This window comes from Janibacter sp. GS2, assembly GCF_051200835.1.
Taxonomy (GTDB): domain Bacteria; phylum Actinomycetota; class Actinomycetes; order Actinomycetales; family Dermatophilaceae; genus Janibacter.
In genome coordinates, this window is the sequence record NZ_CP195161.1 from 1343879 (window position 1) to 1361380 (window position 17502).

Here is a 17502-nt window from a genome sequence, read left to right on the forward strand (position 1 = left end):
CGTGGCCGGGCAGGTCCGGCTCGGCCGGGTCGTGACGCGGCCGGTCACTGGTTTCCCGGTCAAGCCGAGACATCCCGGGACGAAGGGGGGTCAGCGCGCCTGGACGTCCACGATCCACGCCTCGATCTCGTCGGCCGAGTGCGGCCACGCGCCGGAGAGGTTGCGGCAGCCGTCCCGCGTGACGACGACGTCGTCCTCGAGGCGGACGCCGATGCCGCGGAAGCGCTCCGGCACCTTGAGGTCGTCGGCCTTGAAGTACAGGCCCGGCTCGACGGTGAGGACCATTCCGGGAGCGAGCTCGGCGTCCATGTACTCCTCGCGGGTGGCCAGCGCGCAGTCGTGGACGTCGATGCCGAGGTGGTGGCTGGTGCCGTGGACCATCCAGCGGCGGTGGTACTGGCCGTGGTCATTGTCGAGGGTGTCCTCGACGGAGACCCCCTCCGGGAGCAGGCCCCAGGCGTGCAGGTGCTCGGCGATGACCCGGATCGCGGCGGCGTGGACGTCGGAGAACTTCGCGCCCGGCCTCACGGCAGCGATCCCCGCGGCCTGTGCGGCGACGACGGCTTCGTGGATCTCGCGCTGCGTGTCGGTGAAGGTGCCGCTCACCGGCAGGGTGCGGGTGATGTCGGCGGTGAAGAGCGAGTCGAGCTCGACCCCGGCATCGAGGAGGATCAGGTCGCCGTCCGCGACGTCACCGGTGTTCTTGATCCAGTGGAGCGTGTTGGCGTGGTCACCGGACGCGCAGATCGAGTCGTAGCCGACGCCATTGCCCTCGTGGCGGGCGATGAGCCCGAAGGTCCCCTCGACCCACCGCTCGCCGCGCCCCCGCCCGGGCAGGCTCGACAGCTCGCCGATGACCGCCTCGAAGCCGGTGCGGGTGGCGTCGACCGCCTGCTGCATCTGCTCGATCTCCCAGTCGTCCTTGATCATCCGCAGGTGGGAGAGGCCGTGGGCGAGCGTGTGGTCGGCCTCGACGAGCGACTCCTCGCTCGCCCCGCCCTGGACGCGCACGGTGTCGAGGCGCGCGGTGAGGCCGGTGTCGGCGTCGCGGACCATGCGGACCGTGACCTGGCCGGCGTCCTTGCCGATGGCGTCCTCGAGGCCGTCGACGTGGTGGCCGGTCAGGCCGAGCTCGGACTCGACGTCCTCGATGGAGGGACGCGCCCCCACCCAGAACTCGCCGTAGCGGCTGTCGCCGAAGAACTCCTCCGAGTCGCGCGGAGCGAGCGGGCGGAAGTACAGCGCGGCCTCGTGGCCGGCGTCCTCGTCGGGGCCACCGAGCGGTTCCATGACGAGCACGGCGTCCGGCTCGCGGTCGGCGCCGAGGCCGGTGAGGTGGGCGAAGGCGGAGTGCGGCCGGAAGACGTAGTCGCAGTCGTTGCTGCGGACCTTCAGCCCGCCCGCGGGGATGACCAGCCGCTCGCCCTGGTGCGCCGAGGAGACGGTGGCGCGCCGCGCGGCGGCGCGGGTCGCGGCCTCGGTGCGCGCCGGTCGTTCGCTCGATCGCGGCGCCCAGTCCTCCGCCACGAAGGCCCGGAACTCATCCGTCGTCGGCCGCTTCCGGTTCTCTGCCTGCATCTGCTCCTCACTCATCAGCACATCGTCTCACCACGTGGCGCCACGTCGCGGGGGGCCCGCGGGACCGGACGACGAGTGGAGCGTCGGCGGAGCGGACGAAGGGGAGGGGTGGCCCCGACTCAGGTCGTGGCCGGGCCTCCGGCCGTCGGAACGCCACGACCAAGTGGGGCCGCGCCAGGGCCAAGGGGCCACCCACCCGTTCGCCCGCAGGAGCCGTCACCCTTGATGTTCTACAAGAAGTCTGGCGTGGCGACATGAATGTGTGGCATGTTGGACCCTGACGAAGGGAGTCGACGATGACTACTGCCCTGGTACTGGGCGGAGCCGGAGGGATCGGCGCGGCAGTGACGCGCCGCCTCGCGGCGGACCATGACGTGACCATCACCCACCACGGCCACCCGGAGAGGGCCCAGGCCCTGGCCGCGGAGCTGACCGAGCAGGGCGCTCGAGTGCGCGCACTCGCAGCGGATGCGACCAGGGAGGACGAGGTCGTCGCCGCCTTCGACGCGGCGCAGGAGCACGGCGAGCTCACCGTGGTCGTCGACTGCGTCGGCGGCTGGGACTACCCGCGGATCACCGACCTCACGAGCGAGCAGATCAACGACTCGCTCGCCCTCAACCTCGTCTCCGGGCTGCTCGTGCTCCGCGAGGCAGCGCGTCGCGTGGCCGACGGTGGCCGGGTCGTCATGATCTCCAGCGCCGCCGCCCGGGTCGCGCCGGCACGACAGAGCACCTATGCCGCCGCCAAGGCCGGCCTCGAGGCGGCGACCAAGGTCACCGCCAAGGAGGTGGCGAAGCGTGGCGTGACCGTCAACGTCGTCCGCCCCGGGGCGACGGACACGGAGTACATGCGCTCGATCACCGCGGACAAGGCCATCGAGGCGATGTCCTCGAGCAATGCCATGCGTCGCCTCGGCACCCCGGAGGACATCGCCGGCGTCGTCGCGCTCCTCCTCTCGGAGGACGCACGCTGGATCACCGGCGACGTCCTCGACGCCACGGGAGGCCTGGCATGACCGACGGAGACATCCCCACCCGCACCGGCGTGGTCGGCGGCGGTCAGATGGGCGCCGGCGTCGTGCACGGCCTGCTCCTCGCCGGCAGCGAGGTCGTCCTGCTCGAGCGGGACGTGGACAGCGTCGCCGGTGCCACGGCCCGCGTGCAGCGCTCCTGCGACAAGAGCGTCGAGCGCGGCAAGATCGCCGGGTCCGCCGAGCCGATGGGTCGCCTCACGACGACGACCGATGCCGCGGACCTCGCCGGCTGCGGACTCGTCGTCGAGGCCGTCCCCGAGGACGAGCAGCTCAAGCGCGACACCCTCCAGCGGATCGAGGCGGTGATCGCCGACGACGCCGCCCTGGCGAGCAACACCTCGAGCATCTCGCTCGATGCCCTGGCCACCTCCCTTCGCCGACCGGAGCGCCTGCTCGGGCTGCACTTCTTCAACCCGGTGCCGGCGAGCAAGCTCGTCGAGATCGTCATCGCGACGGCCACCGACGAGGTCTGGCGCGACCGCGCCGTCGGGTGGGTGCGTGAGGGGCTGGGCAAGACCCCGGTCGTCGTCGCCGACTCGCCGGGCTTCGCCAGCAGTCGCCTCGGCGTGGCCATCGGCCTCGAGGCCATCCGCATGCTCGAGTCCGGTGTCGCCTCCGCGAAGGACATCGACGCGGCCATGTCCCTCGGCTACGGCCACCCGATGGGTCCGCTCGCGCTGACCGATCTCGTCGGCCTCGACACCCGCCTGGGCATCGCCCGCTACCTCGAGCGCGAGCTCGGCCCCCGCTTCGCCCCGCCGCAGCTGCTCATCGACCTCGTCGAGCAGGGCCACCACGGCCGCAAGACCGGGCGCGGCTTCTACGACTGGAACGACGACGCACAGGAGAAGACAGCATGAGCGAGATCCTCGAGAGCTACGTCTCCGGTCACTGGGTGGCCGGGTCCGGTGAGGGCCGGGAGGTCCGTGACGCCGTGACCGGCGAGAGCGTGACGCGGGTGTCCAGCGAGGGGCTCGACCTCGGTGCCGCCGTGGCACACGCCAGGACGAAGGGGGGTCCCGCCCTTCGCTCCATGACCTTCCACGAGCGGGCGGCCGCACTCAAGGGAGCGGCGGGTGCCGTCCAGGAGGGCAAGGACCGCCTCTACGAGCTGTCCGCCCGCGCCGGCTGCACCGCCCGGGACAGCGCCGTCGACATCGACGGCGGGGCGGGCACCGCCTTCGTCTACGCCTCGCTCGGCCGCAAGGGCCTGCCGGACGGCACGATGATCGTCGAGGACGACTTCATCCAGCTCGGCAAGGAGGGGGTCTTCGGCGGGAGGCACGTGCTGACCAGCCCGCACGGGCTCTCGTTGCAGATCAATGCCTTCAACTTCCCGGTGTGGGGGATGCTCGAGAAGCTCGCCCCCGCCCTGCTCGCCGGCCTGCCCACGATCGTCAAGCCCGCGACCCCGACGGCCTACATCGCCGTCGAGGCGGTGCGGATGATGGTCGAGTCCGGCGCGCTGCCCGAGGGGGCGCTGCAGGTCGTGGCCGGCTCGATCCCGGGGCTCTTCGACGAGCTCGGGGGCCAGGACCACATCGGCTTCACCGGGTCCGCGGACACCGCCGCGATGTTGCGTGGTGACGCCGCGGTGACCCGTCGCTCGGCCCACTTCAACGCCGAGGCCGACAGCCTCAATGCCTCCGTCCTCGGCCCGGACGCCGTGCCGGGCGAGCCGGAGTTCGACCTCTTCGTCAAGGCGCTGGTCACCGAGATGACCGTGAAGTCCGGGCAGAAGTGCACGGCCATCCGTCGCGCCCTCGTCCCGGAGGGCCAGGTCGACGCGGTCGCCGAGGCCGTCGCCGAGCGCCTCGGCGGGATCGGCGTCGGCGCACCCGGGGCCGAGGGCGTGCGCATGAGCGCCCTCGTGGGCACCGAGCAGCGCGACGACGTGCGCGCTGCCGCCCGGCGCATCGCCGGTGCCGGCCGGGTGGTCTTCGGTGACCTCGACTCGGTCGACGTCATCGGGGCCGACGCCGACAAGGGCGCCTTCCTCTCGCCCTTCCTCGTGCGGATCGACGACGCGGACCGGTCCGAGCCGCACGCGGTCGAGGCCTTCGGCCCCGTGAGCTCGCTCATCGGCTACCGCGATGCCGACCATGCCGTCGAGCTGTTGGCGCGGGGCGAAGGGAGCCTCGCCGGCTCCGTCGTGTCCGCGGACGGCGACTTCGTGACGGACGTCGTCGCGGGGGCGGCCCCCTTCCACGGCCGCATCCTCGTCCTCGACCGGGACAGTGCCCCGGAGTCCACGGGGCACGGCATCCCGATGCCGCAGCTGGTCCACGGCGGGCCCGGACGGGCCGGCGGGGGACAGGAGGAGGGTGGCCTGCGGGCCGTGCACGCCCACCTCCAGCGCACCGCCGTCCAGGGCGGACCGGCGGTCCTCGACCGCCTGGGACAGTGACGCTCGGCGCAAACATTCCACAAAGTCTTGTCGTGACGCGCATAGACGTGTAGAACATAGGTAAGACCTCACCAGGACGCGACCAAGGAGAGAGCATGACGACGACCGACGACCGCATCGGGTCCGCGCCGGAGCCGGACGGCCCCACCAGCCCGATCGACTACAGCCAGCGCATCCCGAACAACGTCAACCTCAACGAGAACCGTCGCCTGCAGCGGGCCCTGGAGGGCTGGCAGCCGAAGTTCCTCGACTGGTGGAAGAACCTCGGTCCCGAGCTGCCGACGAAGGATGTCTACCTGCGCACGGCCGTGGCCGTCGGCCGTGACGGCTGGGCGCACTTCGAGCACGTGCCGATGGAGGAGTACCGCTGGGGCATCTTCCTCGCCGAGGGCAAGCCCGACCGTGAGGTGACCTTCGGCAAGCACAAGGGTGAGCCCGCGTGGCAGGAGATCCCCGGTGAGTACCGCGCGGACCTGATGCGGCTCATCGTCGTCCAGGGCGACACCGAGCCGGCCTCGGTCGAGCAGCAGCGCGTCCTCGCCAACACCGCGCCGTCGATCTACGACATGCGCAACCTCTTCCAGGTCAACGTCGAGGAGGGCCGTCACCTCTGGGCGATGGTCTACCTGCTCCACGCCTACTTCGGTCGTGAGGGTCGCGAGGAGGCCGAGCAGCTGCTCAAGCGCAACTCGGGTGACTACGACAACCCGCGCATCCTCGGGGCCTTCAACGAGGCGACGACCGACTGGCTGCAGTTCTTCATGTTCACGTACTTCACCGACCGTGACGGCAAGTACCAGCTCGGCACCCTCAAGGAGAGCGGCTTCGACCCGCTGGCCCGGACCTGTGAGTTCATGCTCAAGGAGGAGGCCCACCACATGTTCGTCGGCACCACCGGCGTGCAGCGCACGGTGGAGCGCACCGCCGAGGTCATGAAGGCCAACGGCGGGCCGGCCACCTTCGAGGACGGGGTCATCCCGCTCGACATCATCCAGAAGTACCTGAACTTCCAGTACTCGGTCTCGATGGACCTCTTCGGCTCCGAGCAGTCGACGAACGCGGGCAACTACTACAGCTCCGGGCTCAAGGGCCGCTGGCAGGAGACCCGCCGCAAGGACGACCACACCCTGCTCGACGACGAGCGCGAGATGAACTACATCGAGGACGGGCAGATCAGGACCAAGACGGTCCCGATGATCTCCGCGCTCAACCTCGACCTGCGTGACGAGTACGTCGCGGACTGCGAGAACGGCGTCCGTCGCTGGAACCAGGCACTCGAGGACGCCGGGGTGGACGAGCGCCTCACCATCCCGCACGAGGGCTTCCACCGGCAGGTCGGCGTCTATGCCGGCCACCACGTCAGCCCCGACGGCGAGGTCCTCGACGACGCGACCTGGGAGGCCCGCAAGGGCGACTGGCTCCCGAGCGACGAGGACCGGGCCCGGGTCGCCGAGCTCATGGTCCCGGTGTACGAGTACGGCAAGTTCGCCAGCTGGATCAACGAGCCGCCGACGGGCATCAACGGCCAGCCGGTCGAGTACGACTACGTGCACCTCTCCGAGGAGGCCCTGCACGACGAGGGCGCGGCATGACCTCCCTGACGTGGGAGCGCGAGGAGCGGCCCCTCTGGGACGCGGAGAAGGCGCGCATCGCCGCCTCCGCCCCCGAGGGGGCCCTCACCCTGGACTTCGCGGACGGGGCCGAGTTGCCCGGTGACTGGTTCGTCGCCAAGGACGGTGACGCCGTCGTCGGCATCGGTGTCCTCGACACGACGTGGGGTGGGGACGCCGAGATCACCCTCGTCATCGACGGTGCGCGTCAGGGCCAGGGCGTGGGCTCCTTCGTCATGGACCGCCTCGAGCAGGAGGCCCGGGTGCGCGGGATCAACTACGTCTACAACACCGTGCGGGACGAGCACCCCCAGCGCGACGAGGTCCACGACTGGCTCGTCGTCCGCGGCTACTGGGGCAACGAGCGGGACGCCTCGCTGCGCAAGCGCGTGGACGAGGCGGGCACGGAGCAGCCCGGTGCGCCGGACGCCTCCGCGACTGCCCCGACCGAGATCCCCGCGGGCTCGCGGTCGCAGGGACACGAGGAGAGCGGCGACTTCGTCGACGTGGAGTCGCACCGCTACTGAGGTGCGAGCGAAGGGAGCCGGTCACCCGCGGGTGACCGGCTCCCTTCGTCGAGCCTGCCGCCGGACATCGCATCTGCCTAGGCAGATGCGCGCCGGGGCGCTGTGGAGTGGTATTTGCCTAGGCAGATGCGAAGGGGGGTCAGGTGCGCTCGCCGGCGGCCTGCTCCAGGCGGTCCCACTCGCGCTGGGCGCGGCGGTTCCAGCGGTCACGGCGGGTGTGGAAGAGCGTGGCCGCCTGCGGGCCGGGCCAGTCCGGCGGCAGCAGCTCCGCCGGCAGGTCGGGGTCGACGAAGGGGAAGGAGCGCCAGGCCTGGAGGAGCTCGACCTGCGCGACGAAGGCCGCGCCGTCGTCGTCGACAGTGCGCTCCGCGAAGTCCTGCGTGAACTCCTGGTAGCGCAGCCGGACCTCGGCGAGGTCCCAGGCGGCGTCGATGAGCAGGGCGGGGTCGGTGCCGGCCGCCCGCCGGCCGACCCAGGCGAAGGCCCGGTCGGAGAGGTCGAGGTCGGCGAGCGTCGCCTGCACCTCGTCCTCCTTGTCGGCGTCGGGGATGATCCACATGCCGGGGGTGGGGCAGCCGAGGCCGAGCCAGGTCAGGCGGGTGCGCAGCTTGTGCCGCGTGCTGCGCTGCGACTCCGGCACGGCGGCGGCGACGACGAGCCACTGGCCGTCCCAGGTGCGCGCGCTGCGCAGGAAGCTGTAGATGCGGTCGGTGCCCTCCGCGAGGAGGGTGCGGCCGGTGTCGGTCAGCTGCCACCGCACCCGACGACCGTGCCGCTCCGACTCGATGATGCCCTGGCTCGCGGTCCGCGCGATCGTCTGCCGGGCCGACTTCTCCTCGACCCCGAGTGCTCCCAGGGCCGAGACGAGGGTGCCCGTCCACGCGGACCCGTCACGGGGGTGGACGAACTCGCCGAGCATCGTCAGCAGCAGCGAGCGGGCGCTGGCGGCCGTCGCGCGGTCACCGGCCGGTCCGGCCGGCCTGTCATCGACCTTCGTCGTCACGTGTCCTCGTCTCCTCGGGTGTCGTGTACGTCAGGGTGACATCTTCGGCGCACCGTGTCCGGTCGACCCCGGGAAGCCGGGGCGTCCGCAAGCGGGAACCACCACGAGACCTAAGGCTGACCTTACCGCAACCTGCTACGAAACAGTTTCGATACGACTATTGACTGTAGAACAAATCGCGGTCATTCTCGGTGGTACCGACGACGGGGTCGGACTGTCGATCCCCGTCGTGCCTCAATGACGAGATCGCACCCCTGGAGTTCCCGATGCGCGCCACCCGTTCCCTTCCCCTGGCCCTCACGATGACCTTCGCCCTCACCGCCTGCGGCGGGTCGGCCCTCTCCGGCGACGGAGGTGACGGCGGCGGAGACGACGGATCGGTCAAGATCGCCCTCCTCGTGCCCCAGTCGGGCGTGTACGCACCGCTCGGCAAGGACATGGAGGCCGGCTTCCGTCTCTTCCTCGAGGAGAACGAGGACCAGCTCGGCGGCAAGGACGTCGAGCTCACCGTCGTCGACGAGGGGGCCGGTCCCGAGGACGGCGTGCCCGCCGGGACGAAGCTCGCCCAGGACGACTCGGTCGACGCGGTCGTCGGCGTCGTCAACTCCGCCACGGCGCTCGGCCTGACCGACGCCTTCGACGAGGCGAAGAAGCCGCTGATCATCGCCAACGCCGGCGCCGACTCGATCACGGGCGAGGAGTCCTCGAAGTACGTCTGGCGCACGAGCTTCTCCAACGGCGAGGTCGGTGGCGCCATCGGCAAGCACGTCGCCGAGGAGGTCGGTGACGGCAAGGTCTACCTCGTCGGCCCCGACTACGCCGCGGGTGAGGAGTTCCTCGCCGGCTTCAAGAAGTCCTTCGAGGGCGCCGGTGGCCAGGTCGCCGGGACCCAGATGACCCCCTTCGGCAAGACGACGAACTTCCAGCCCTACCTGCAGAAGGTCCGCAACGCCAAGCCCAAGGCCGTCTTCGCCTTCTACGCCGGCTCGGAGGCCGTGACCTTCGTCAAGCAGTACGACAAGCTCGGGCTGCACGACGAGATCCCCTTCTACGGCACCGGCTTCCTCACCGAGGGCGGCGCACTGAAGGCCCAGGGCAAGTCCGCCGAGGGGATCTTCACCTCGCTGCACTACTCCTCCGCGCTCGACAACGAGACCAACACCGACTTCGTCGCCGCCTACGAGGAGGGCAACGAGGTCCCGCCGACCACCTACTCGGTCCAGGCCTACGACGCCGGCCAGGTCCTCGACGGCGCCCTGGAGGAGGGCACCAGCGGTGACGACATTGTCGCCGGCCTCAAGGACACCGGCGAGATCGACAGCCCGCGCGGCCCGTGGTCCTTCTCCGACAACCAGGGCCCGGACCAGACCTACTACCTGCGCAAGGTCGAGCAGCAGGACGGCGCTTGGACGAATGCCGTCGAGGACGAGCTGACCCAGCCCTCGTCCTGATCCGTGCGCACCCACCGCTTGGAGTCTCTCGTGACCGCACTGCCGGCCAATTTCATCACCGACAACGGGGTGACGATGATCGACGGGCTCGCCACCGGCGTCCTGCTCTTCGTCATCGCCCTCGGCCTCTCGCTCGTCTTCGGCGTCATGGACGTCCTCAACCTCGCCCACGGGGCGGTCTACCTCGTCGGCGCGTACATCGCCGTCGCCCTCCTCGGGGGTGGGACGACGATGACGCTGCTCGCCTTCGGGGGGGCGATCCTCCTCGCCGCCCTCGTCGGCGGGTTGGGGGGCTGGGGGTTGTCCGCCATGGTCCGACCGGTCGCACACCGTGGTCACCTCGACCAGGCGCTGCTCACGCTCGGGATCGCGCTCGTCGTCTCCGATCTCCTCTCGATGGCCTTCGGCAACGACGTGCGCTCCATCCCCGCGCCGGACGGCCTGGACGGGAGCGCGACGATCTTCGGGCAGTCCTACCCCGTCTACCGACTGGTCGTCATCGTCATCGGTGGTCTCCTCGCGGTGGGTGCGCTCTTCGTCATCGAGCGCACGCGCATCGGCTCGCTCGTGCGGGCCTCGGTGGTCGACCCCCAGATGGTCTCCGCCCTGGGGGTCGACACCAAGCGGCTCGTCACCGGTGTCTTCGCCGCCGGCGCCGCGCTGGCGGCTGCCGGCGGCGTCATCGGCGGGCCGATCCTCTCCGCCTACCCGGGCCTGGACAACAGGGTTCTCCTCCTCGGGCTCGTGGTCGTCGTCATCGGCGGTCTCGGCTCGGTGAGCGGCGCCCTGGTCGGCGCGCTCGTCATCGGCCAGATCGAGACGCTCGGCGTCTCGCTCCTGCCCGACCACGCGTCCTTCCTCGTCTTCGGTGCGATGGGCCTGGTCCTCCTCCTGCGACCCCAGGGTCTGCTCGGCCAGAAGGAGGCCTCGGCGTGAAGGCACGTTCCTCGATCCTCGCGATCATCGCCGTGCTCTTCCTCGTGGCGGTGCCCCTGATCTTCCCGGCCGACATGGCCAACACCCTCAGCCGGGTGCTCGCCCTCGCGCTGCTCGCGGTGAGCCTCGACCTGCTCGTCGGCGTCTCCGGGATGCCCTCGCTCGGGCATGCCGCCCCCTTCGGCGTCGGGGCCTACGCCGCGGCGCTCGTGGCGCGGGACCTCGACCCCTTCGCCCCGCTCCCGCTGCTGGCGGCCGTGGTGGCGGGGGGAGTCTTCGCCCTGCTCACCGGCGTGCTCATGGTCCGCACCAAGGGCACGTACTTCCTCATGCTCACCCTGGCCATCGCCGAGCTCGCGCACGTCCTGGCCCAACGCTGGGAGGGGCTGACCGGCGGCACCAACGGTCTCTACGGCATCCCGTCGCTGACCCTCGCCCCCGGTGGCGAGCCGGTGACCCTGGCCGGCGTGCGCTACTGGTGGATCCTGCTGATCTTCCTCATCGGCTTCGCCATCGTCTGGTGGACCTCGAAGTCCACCCTGGGGCGCTCCCTTCGCGGGCTGCGCGACAACGAGGAGCGGATGGGCTCGCTCGGCTACTCCACCTTCCGGCTCAAGCTCGTCGTCTACGCGATCGCCGGCTCGGTCGCCGGTGCCGCCGGCTCGATGTGGGTGGCGCAGAACCGCTTCGTCTCCCCGGAGGACCTCGCCTTCGAGGTCTCCGCGATGGCCCTGCTCGCCGTCGTCGTCGGTGGCCGCGGCCGGCTCTGGGGTGCGGTCCTCGGCGCTGCGCTGGTGACCATCGTGCGCGACGACATCGGTGCCTCGCTCGGGGGGCGCGGTCCCCTGCTCCTCGGGATCGTCTTCATCGCCGTCGTCTACCTCCTGCCCCACGGCTTCGCCGGCACCAGCTGGCGTCAGCTGCTCACCCGACGCACCCAGGAGGAGAAGGCATGAGCGCCGGGACCCCCATGACCACGCCCACCGACGGCCGGACCGAGGCCCCCGCACTCACCCTGCGCAACGTCACCAAGAAGTACGGCGCGCTCGTCGCCGTCGACGAGGTGAGCCTCGAGGTGGCGAAGGGGGGACGCCACGCCCTCATCGGTCCCAACGGTGCGGGCAAGTCCACGCTCTTCAACCTCGTCGCCGGTGGGCTCGCGACGACCTCCGGGGAGGTGCTCTTCTCCGGCGAGGACGTCACCCGACGGTCCGCCGCGTGGCGGGCACGAAGGGGGCTGGGCAAGACCTTCCAGCACAGCTCGCTCTTCCTGTCGATGAACCCCCTGGAGAACGTCGCGCTCGCCGCCCAGCGGGTCGCCGGCAAGGGGATGTCCTGGTTCACCGCGTCCGCGCGACGGACCGCGGAGATCGATGACCTCGCCGAGCAGTGCGTCGCGGACGTCGGCCTGACCGACCGCTCGAACATCATGACCGGCAACCTCAGTCACGGTGAGCGGCGTCAGCTCGAGGTCGCGGTCGCCCTGGCGACCCGACCGAAGCTGCTCCTGCTCGACGAGCCGGCCGCCGGCATGTCCCCCGCGGAGAGCCACCGCTTCGCCGAGCTCGTCCGCTCGTTGCCGCAGGACCTCACCGTCGTGATCATCGAGCACGACCTCGAGCTCGTCTTCCAGCTGGCCGACCGGGTCAGCGTGCTCCACCTCGGTGGACTCATCGCCGACGGCCCGGCCGAGGAGGTGCGGGCGGATCCTGCCGTCCAGCAGGCCTATCTCGGCGAGGACTCGCTCGATGAGCTCTTCCACGAGACCCCCGCGCAGCCGCGCACCGCGCCGACCGAGGAGGGCCAGCGATGAGCGTCACCGGAGCAGACCTGAGGATCGAGGGGGTCGAGGCCGGCTACGGCGGCAGCACCGTCCTCACCGGCGTCGACCTGCACGTCGCGGCCGGGGAGACGGTGGCCCTGCTCGGTCGCAACGGCGTGGGCAAGACGACGCTGATGTCGACGATCATGGGCTTCGTCCCGACCCTCGAGGGCGGCATCCACATCGGCGACACCGACATCACGAGCGTGCCGACCCACTCGCGGGCACGCTCCGGGGTGGCGATCGTCCCGCAGGGGCGACGCGTCTTCGCCCCCCTGACCGTCCACAACAACCTGCGCATCGCCGAGGGCAAGCACTCGGGCGACTGGGACCTCGAGCGGGTCTACGAGCTGATGCCCCGGCTGCGCGAGCGACGCGGCAACCGCGGGGACCAGCTCTCCGGCGGCGAGCAGCAGATGCTCGCGATCGGGCGGGCCCTCCTGCTCGGCCCGCGGGTGCTGCTCCTCGACGAGCCCTCGGACGGGCTGGCACCGGCGATCGTCCAGCAGGTCATGGGCGTCGTGCGCGAGCTGGCCCAGGAAGGGATCACCGTCCTCATCGTCGAGCAGGACCTGCGGGCCGCCTTCTCGGTGGCCGACCGGATCACGGTGATGGAGAAGGGGCGCATCGTCCACACGAGCACGACCGAGGAGTTCCGTGGGGACGCCGAGCGGGCCCGACGACTCCTCGGGGTGGGATAAAGAAATGCTACAACCACTTGACGGATCGCATAGACAATGTAGAAAATGAGTGGGTACCCCGATGCCGTGGTCCCTGCGGTGTCCGATCCGAAGCGATGGAAGGTTTGACGTGAGCGAGACCACCACCGAGAAGGCCGCCGAGACCGGCGACGCCCCAGAGGCGTCCGCGCCGCCCGTCGTCGAGTTCCGCACCTCGCCGCAGCAGTACCGCCACTTCACCGTCGAGTACGACGGTGACGTCGCGACGGTCAAGCTGGCCGTCGACGAGCAGGGCGGGCTCGTCCCCGGTTACGAGCTGAAGATGAACTCCTACGACCTCGGCGTCGACATCGAGCTCTACGACGTCGTCCAGCGGATGCGCTTCGAGCACCCGGAGGTCAAGGCGGTCGTCATGACCGGCGGCATCGAGCGCATGTTCTGCGCCGGCGCCAACATCCGCATGCTCGCCGGCTCGCCGCACAGCTGGAAGGTGAACTTCTGCAAGTTCACCAACGAGACCCGCAACGGCATCGAGGACGCCACGGCCAACTCCGGGCAGAAGTGGATCGCCGCACTCAACGGCACCGCGGCCGGTGGCGGCTACGAGCTGGCCCTCGCCTGCGACGACATCGTCCTCGTCGACGACAACAGCTCGACCGTCTCCCTCCCCGAGGTCCCGCTGCTCGGCGTCCTCCCGGGCACCGGCGGACTGACCCGGGTCGTCGACAAGCGCAAGGTCCGCAAGGACCGGGCCGACCTCTTCGCCACGAAGTCCGAGGGCTACCGCGGCGACACCGCCGTCGACTGGGGCTTCATCGACGCGACCTTCCCGCGTGGTTCCTGGGACGAGGAGATCAGCACGCGGGCCCACGCCGCCGCTGCCGAGTCGCCCCGCACCGGCCGGGCAGGCGAGGGAGTGGAGCTGACCGAGCTCTCCCGGACCATCGCCGGCGACTCGATCACCTACGCCCACGTCTCCGCGACGATCAACCGGTCGAACCGCACGGTCGACATCACCGTGGCCGCTCCGACCCAGGAGCCCCCGGCCGACGCCGAGGCCGCTCGCGCCCAGGGCGTCGACTACTACCCGCTGGCGCTCGCCCGCGAGCTCGACGACCTGATCCTCCACCTGCGGACCAACGAGCTGCTCGTCGGCACCTGGGTCCTGCGCGCCAGCGGTGACCAGGCTCTCGTGCTCGCGCACGACGAGAAGCTCGCCGAGTGGGCCGACCACTGGTTCATCAACGAGGTCAACCACTACCTCAAGCGCACCCTCAAGCGCCTCGACGTCACCTCGCGCAGCCTCATCGCGGTCATCGAGCCGGGCTCGGCCTTCGTCGGCACCCTGCTCGAGGTGGCCCTCGCGGCCGACCGCCAGTACATGCTCGAGGGCGTCTACGAGGACGTCGACCCCGACGCCTCCCCGGCGACGCTCCGGCTCACGGACGCCAACGACGGCCGCTACCCGATGGGCAACGGGCTGACCCGCCTCGAGTCGCGCTTCTTCGGGCGGGACGAGGACCTCGCGGCCGCTCGTGCGGTCAAGGGCACCGACCTCGACTCCGCCGCGGCCGACCGGGCCGGGCTCGTGACGCTCGCCCTCGACGACATCGACTTCGAGGAGGAGCTGCGCATCGTCCTCGAGGAGCGCGCCGCCCTGAGCCCCGATGCCCTCACCGGCATGGAGGCCAACCACCGCTTCGTCGGTCCCGAGACGATGGAGACGAAGATCTTCGGTCGCCTCACGGCCTGGCAGAACTGGATCTTCATCCGGCCCAATGCCTCCGGTCCCGACGGTGCGCTCCGTCGATACGGCTCCGGCCAAAAGGGCGAGTACAACCTGGAGAGGGTCTGAGGCACATGAGCGACGCCGGCTTCAATGCTGCAGCCTGGCTCGTCGACCGTGTCGCCGCCGAGCGCGGTGACCACCCGGCCGTCGAGACACCGTCACGGACGGTGACCTACTCCGAGCTCGTCGATCTCACCGGTCGTGCCGCAGCGGGCTTCCGCTCGCTGGGGATGCGCCGCGACGACCGCGTCGTCTTCGTCGCCAACGACGACATCGCGCTCTTCGCGGGTGTCCTCGGCGCGATGCGCGGGGGGTTCGTCGCGGTCCCGATCTCGACGATGTACGGGCCCGATGAGTTGGCCGAGATCATCAACGACTCCGGCGCCGTGACCCTCGTCGCGAGCGCCACCTTCGCCACGGCCGCGGCGGGTGCCGCGGCCCGGTGTCCCGACCTGCGCCAGGTGATCTGGGACGGCGACCCGGGTGCGGCCTCCTCGAGCATCACCGACGCCGACCAGCACTCGTGGGGCGACCTCGTCGCCCGCGGTGGGGAGGCGGACGAGTCCGGGCGCGCGCCCGTCGCGGCGGGTTCCGACGCGTGGGCGCTGTGGCTCTACACCTCGGGCACGACCGGCAAGCCGAAGGGGGCGATGCACCGGCACGAGAACATCCGTCTGGTGTGCGAGACCTATGGCACGCAGGTCCTCGGGATCACCGAGGAGGACCGGTGCCTGTCCGTGGCGAAGCTCTTCTTCGCCTACGGCATCGGCAACTCGATGTTCTTCCCGCTCTCGGTGGGCGCCACGGCGGTGCTCAACCCCGACCGGCCCACCCCTGCGGGGACGGCCGCGCGGATCCGGGAGGGTCGGCCCACCCTCTTCTTCGGGGTCCCGACCTTCTACGCGGGGCTGCTCTCCAGCGACATCCCGGACGACACCTTCGCAGGTGTCCGTCTCGGGGCGTCGGCCGGGGAGCCGCTGCCGCCGGGCGTGCAGGAACGGATGAAGAGCCGCTTCGGTCTGGACATCCTCGACGGGATCGGCTCGACCGAGTGCCTGCACATCTTCTTGTCCAACCGTCCCGGCGAGATCAAGATGGGCACGACCGGCAAGGCCGTGCCCGGGTACGACCTCGAGATCCGCGACCTCGACGGGGCACCCGTCCCCGACGGGGAGCCGGGCACGCTGTTCGTGCGCGGTGGGTCCGCGGCGTTGGGCTACTGGCGCCGGGCCGAGGCCACCCGCACCGTCTTCCACGGCGAGTGGCTCAACACCGGTGACACCTATGTCCGCGACGACGAGGGCTACTACACCTGCATGGGTCGGGCGACCGACCTGCTCAAGGCCGGCGGCATCTGGGTCAGCCCGACCGAGGTCGAGGACCGGATGCTCGGGCACGAGGCGGTCGACGAGTGCGCCGTCGTCGGTCTGGAGGACACCGACGGCCTCGTCAAGCCCGTCGCGGTCGTCGTCACGCGCTCGGCGGTGACCCCCGAGGAGCTCGACACGTGGTGCCGCGAGGGGCTCGCCTCCTTCAAGCGCCCGCGCCGGGTGTACTTCGTCGACGAGCTGCCCAAGACCGCCACCGGCAAGATGCAACGATTCAAGGTACGCGCGCTCGTGAAGGAGCTCGCCGCAGAGGAGGCCGTCTCATGAGCACCACCACAGTTGACCTGCTCATCGTCGGCGCCGGCCCGGTCGGGCTCTTCGGTGCCTACTACGCCGGGGTCCGGGGTCTGAGCACGGCCATCGTCGACAGCCTCAGCCAGGTCGGCGGTCAGGTCACCGCGATGTACCCGGAGAAGCAGATCTTCGACATCGCCGGGTTCCCCGCCGTCTCCGGTCGTCAGCTGATCTCCAACCTCGTCGAGCAGGCCGCCCCGTACGACCCGCAGTACCTGTTGGGCCAGGAGGCCCAGGGTCTCGAGCACGTCACCGATGACCAGGGCCGTGAGCGCCTCATCGTCACGACGAGCACGGGGGAGACGGTCGACACGGGCGCCGTCATCGTCACCGGTGGCATCGGGACCTTCACCCCCCGCACGCTGCCTGCGGGCGAGGACTTCCTCGGTCGCGGCCTCGAGTACTTCGTGCCGAGCTCGGCCGAGTACGCCGGGCAGGACGTCGTCATCGTCGGCGGCGGTGACTCGGCGGTGGACTGGGCCAACATGCTCCACCCCATCGCCAGGACCGTCACCCTCGTGCACCGGCGGGACAAGTTCCGTGCCCACCACGGGTCGGTCGAGCAGATGCAGGCGGCCCCGGTCGAGGTCGTCCTCAACGCCCAGGTCACCGAGACCGTCGGCACGGACCTCCTCGAGACCGTGACGATCACCCCGAAGGGAGAGGACCCCCGGTCCCTGCCCTGCACCAAGCTCGTGGCGGCGCTCGGCTTCACCGCCAACCTCGGCCCGCTGCGTGAGTGGGGCGTGGAGCTCCACGACAACCGGCACCTCGTCGTCGACCCGGCGATGCGGACCAACGTCCCCGGTGTCTTCGCCGCGGGTGACATCACCGACTACGACGGCAAGGTGCGACTCATTGCCGTCGGCTTCGGCGAGGTGGCCACGGCCGTGAACAACGCGGCCGTCCACATCGACCCCGATGCGCAGCTGTTTCCGGGACACTCGACGGACCAGCAGCCCGTCGTCCCGCAGCCCGCCTGA

The 17502-nt window shown here is 70.7% G+C and carries 15 protein-coding genes; 13 read left to right on the plus strand and 2 right to left on the minus strand.

All coding sequences use genetic code 11. The annotated features are described in order from the left end of the window. Positions 1-90: 90 nt before the first annotated feature. A complete protein-coding gene (locus ACR9E9_RS06650; protein ID WP_435202913.1) occupies positions 91-1593 on the minus strand; it encodes an aminopeptidase P family protein in 1503 nt (500 codons plus the stop codon). A gap of 281 nt (positions 1594-1874) precedes the next feature. On the opposite strand from ACR9E9_RS06650, the gene ACR9E9_RS06655 reads away from it, so the two are divergent. The 5 genes from ACR9E9_RS06655 to ACR9E9_RS06675 all read left to right on the plus strand — a co-directional run bounded on the left by ACR9E9_RS06655 (position 1875) and on the right by ACR9E9_RS06675 (position 7156). Next, entirely contained in the window at positions 1875-2594 is a 720-nt protein-coding gene (locus ACR9E9_RS06655; RefSeq protein WP_435202915.1) for an SDR family NAD(P)-dependent oxidoreductase, read from the plus strand. Next, positions 2591-3472, plus strand: a complete 882-nt coding sequence (locus ACR9E9_RS06660) for a 3-hydroxyacyl-CoA dehydrogenase family protein (RefSeq protein WP_435202917.1) — start codon at positions 2591-2593, stop codon at positions 3470-3472. Before ACR9E9_RS06655 ends, ACR9E9_RS06660 begins: the two co-directional genes overlap by 4 nt. Beyond that, entirely contained in the window at positions 3469-5019 is a 1551-nt protein-coding gene (gene paaZ / locus ACR9E9_RS06665) for a phenylacetic acid degradation bifunctional protein PaaZ (RefSeq protein ID WP_435202919.1), read from the plus strand. The genes ACR9E9_RS06660 and paaZ overlap by 4 nt, the downstream gene beginning before the upstream one ends. Positions 5020-5114: 95 nt before the next feature. Beyond that, the gene (gene boxB, locus ACR9E9_RS06670; RefSeq protein ID WP_435202920.1) at positions 5115-6611 is read left to right on the plus strand and encodes a benzoyl-CoA 2,3-epoxidase subunit BoxB; all 1497 of its coding nucleotides are present in this window, start codon (positions 5115-5117) and stop codon (positions 6609-6611) included. Continuing rightward, a complete protein-coding gene (locus tag ACR9E9_RS06675) occupies positions 6608-7156 on the plus strand; it encodes a GNAT family N-acetyltransferase (RefSeq protein WP_435202922.1) in 549 nt (182 codons plus the stop codon). The genes boxB and ACR9E9_RS06675 overlap by 4 nt, the downstream gene beginning before the upstream one ends. Positions 7157-7295: 139 nt before the next feature. On the opposite strand, the gene ACR9E9_RS06680 is transcribed toward ACR9E9_RS06675, so the two are convergent. Then, a complete protein-coding gene (locus tag ACR9E9_RS06680; RefSeq protein ID WP_435202924.1) occupies positions 7296-8159 on the minus strand; it encodes a PaaX family transcriptional regulator in 864 nt (287 codons plus the stop codon). Positions 8160-8425: 266 nt separating this feature from the next. Here ACR9E9_RS06680 and ACR9E9_RS06685 point away from each other — a divergent pair, with 266 nt between their 5' ends. The 8 genes from ACR9E9_RS06685 (at position 8426) to ACR9E9_RS06720 (ending at position 17502) form a co-directional block, all read left to right on the plus strand. Beyond that, the gene (locus tag ACR9E9_RS06685; protein WP_435202926.1) at positions 8426-9610 is read left to right on the plus strand and encodes an ABC transporter substrate-binding protein; all 1185 of its coding nucleotides are present in this window, start codon (positions 8426-8428) and stop codon (positions 9608-9610) included. Positions 9611-9640: 30 nt separating this feature from the next. Beyond that, entirely contained in the window at positions 9641-10546 is a 906-nt protein-coding gene (locus tag ACR9E9_RS06690) for a branched-chain amino acid ABC transporter permease (protein ID WP_435202928.1), read from the plus strand. Then, positions 10543-11502, plus strand: coding sequence for a branched-chain amino acid ABC transporter permease (locus ACR9E9_RS06695; protein ID WP_435202930.1), 960 nt, complete (start codon positions 10543-10545; stop codon positions 11500-11502). Before ACR9E9_RS06690 ends, ACR9E9_RS06695 begins: the two co-directional genes overlap by 4 nt. Further along, a complete protein-coding gene (locus ACR9E9_RS06700) occupies positions 11499-12359 on the plus strand; it encodes an ABC transporter ATP-binding protein (RefSeq protein ID WP_435202932.1) in 861 nt (286 codons plus the stop codon). Before ACR9E9_RS06695 ends, ACR9E9_RS06700 begins: the two co-directional genes overlap by 4 nt. Beyond that, positions 12356-13069 (plus strand): ABC transporter ATP-binding protein, encoded by a 714-nt coding sequence (locus tag ACR9E9_RS06705; protein WP_435202934.1) that lies wholly within the window; start codon positions 12356-12358, stop codon positions 13067-13069. The genes ACR9E9_RS06700 and ACR9E9_RS06705 overlap by 4 nt, the downstream gene beginning before the upstream one ends. Before the next feature lie 109 nt (positions 13070-13178). After that, positions 13179-14903, plus strand: coding sequence for a 2,3-epoxybenzoyl-CoA dihydrolase (gene boxC / locus ACR9E9_RS06710; RefSeq protein ID WP_435202935.1), 1725 nt, complete (start codon positions 13179-13181; stop codon positions 14901-14903). A 5-nt stretch (positions 14904-14908) separates the two neighbouring features. Then, positions 14909-16492, plus strand: coding sequence for a benzoate-CoA ligase family protein (locus tag ACR9E9_RS06715; protein WP_435202937.1), 1584 nt, complete (start codon positions 14909-14911; stop codon positions 16490-16492). Next, positions 16489-17502 carry an NAD(P)/FAD-dependent oxidoreductase gene (locus ACR9E9_RS06720; RefSeq protein WP_435202939.1) on the plus strand — a complete coding sequence of 338 codons (1014 nt, stop codon included), beginning with the start codon at positions 16489-16491 and terminating at the stop codon, positions 17500-17502. The genes ACR9E9_RS06715 and ACR9E9_RS06720 overlap by 4 nt, the downstream gene beginning before the upstream one ends.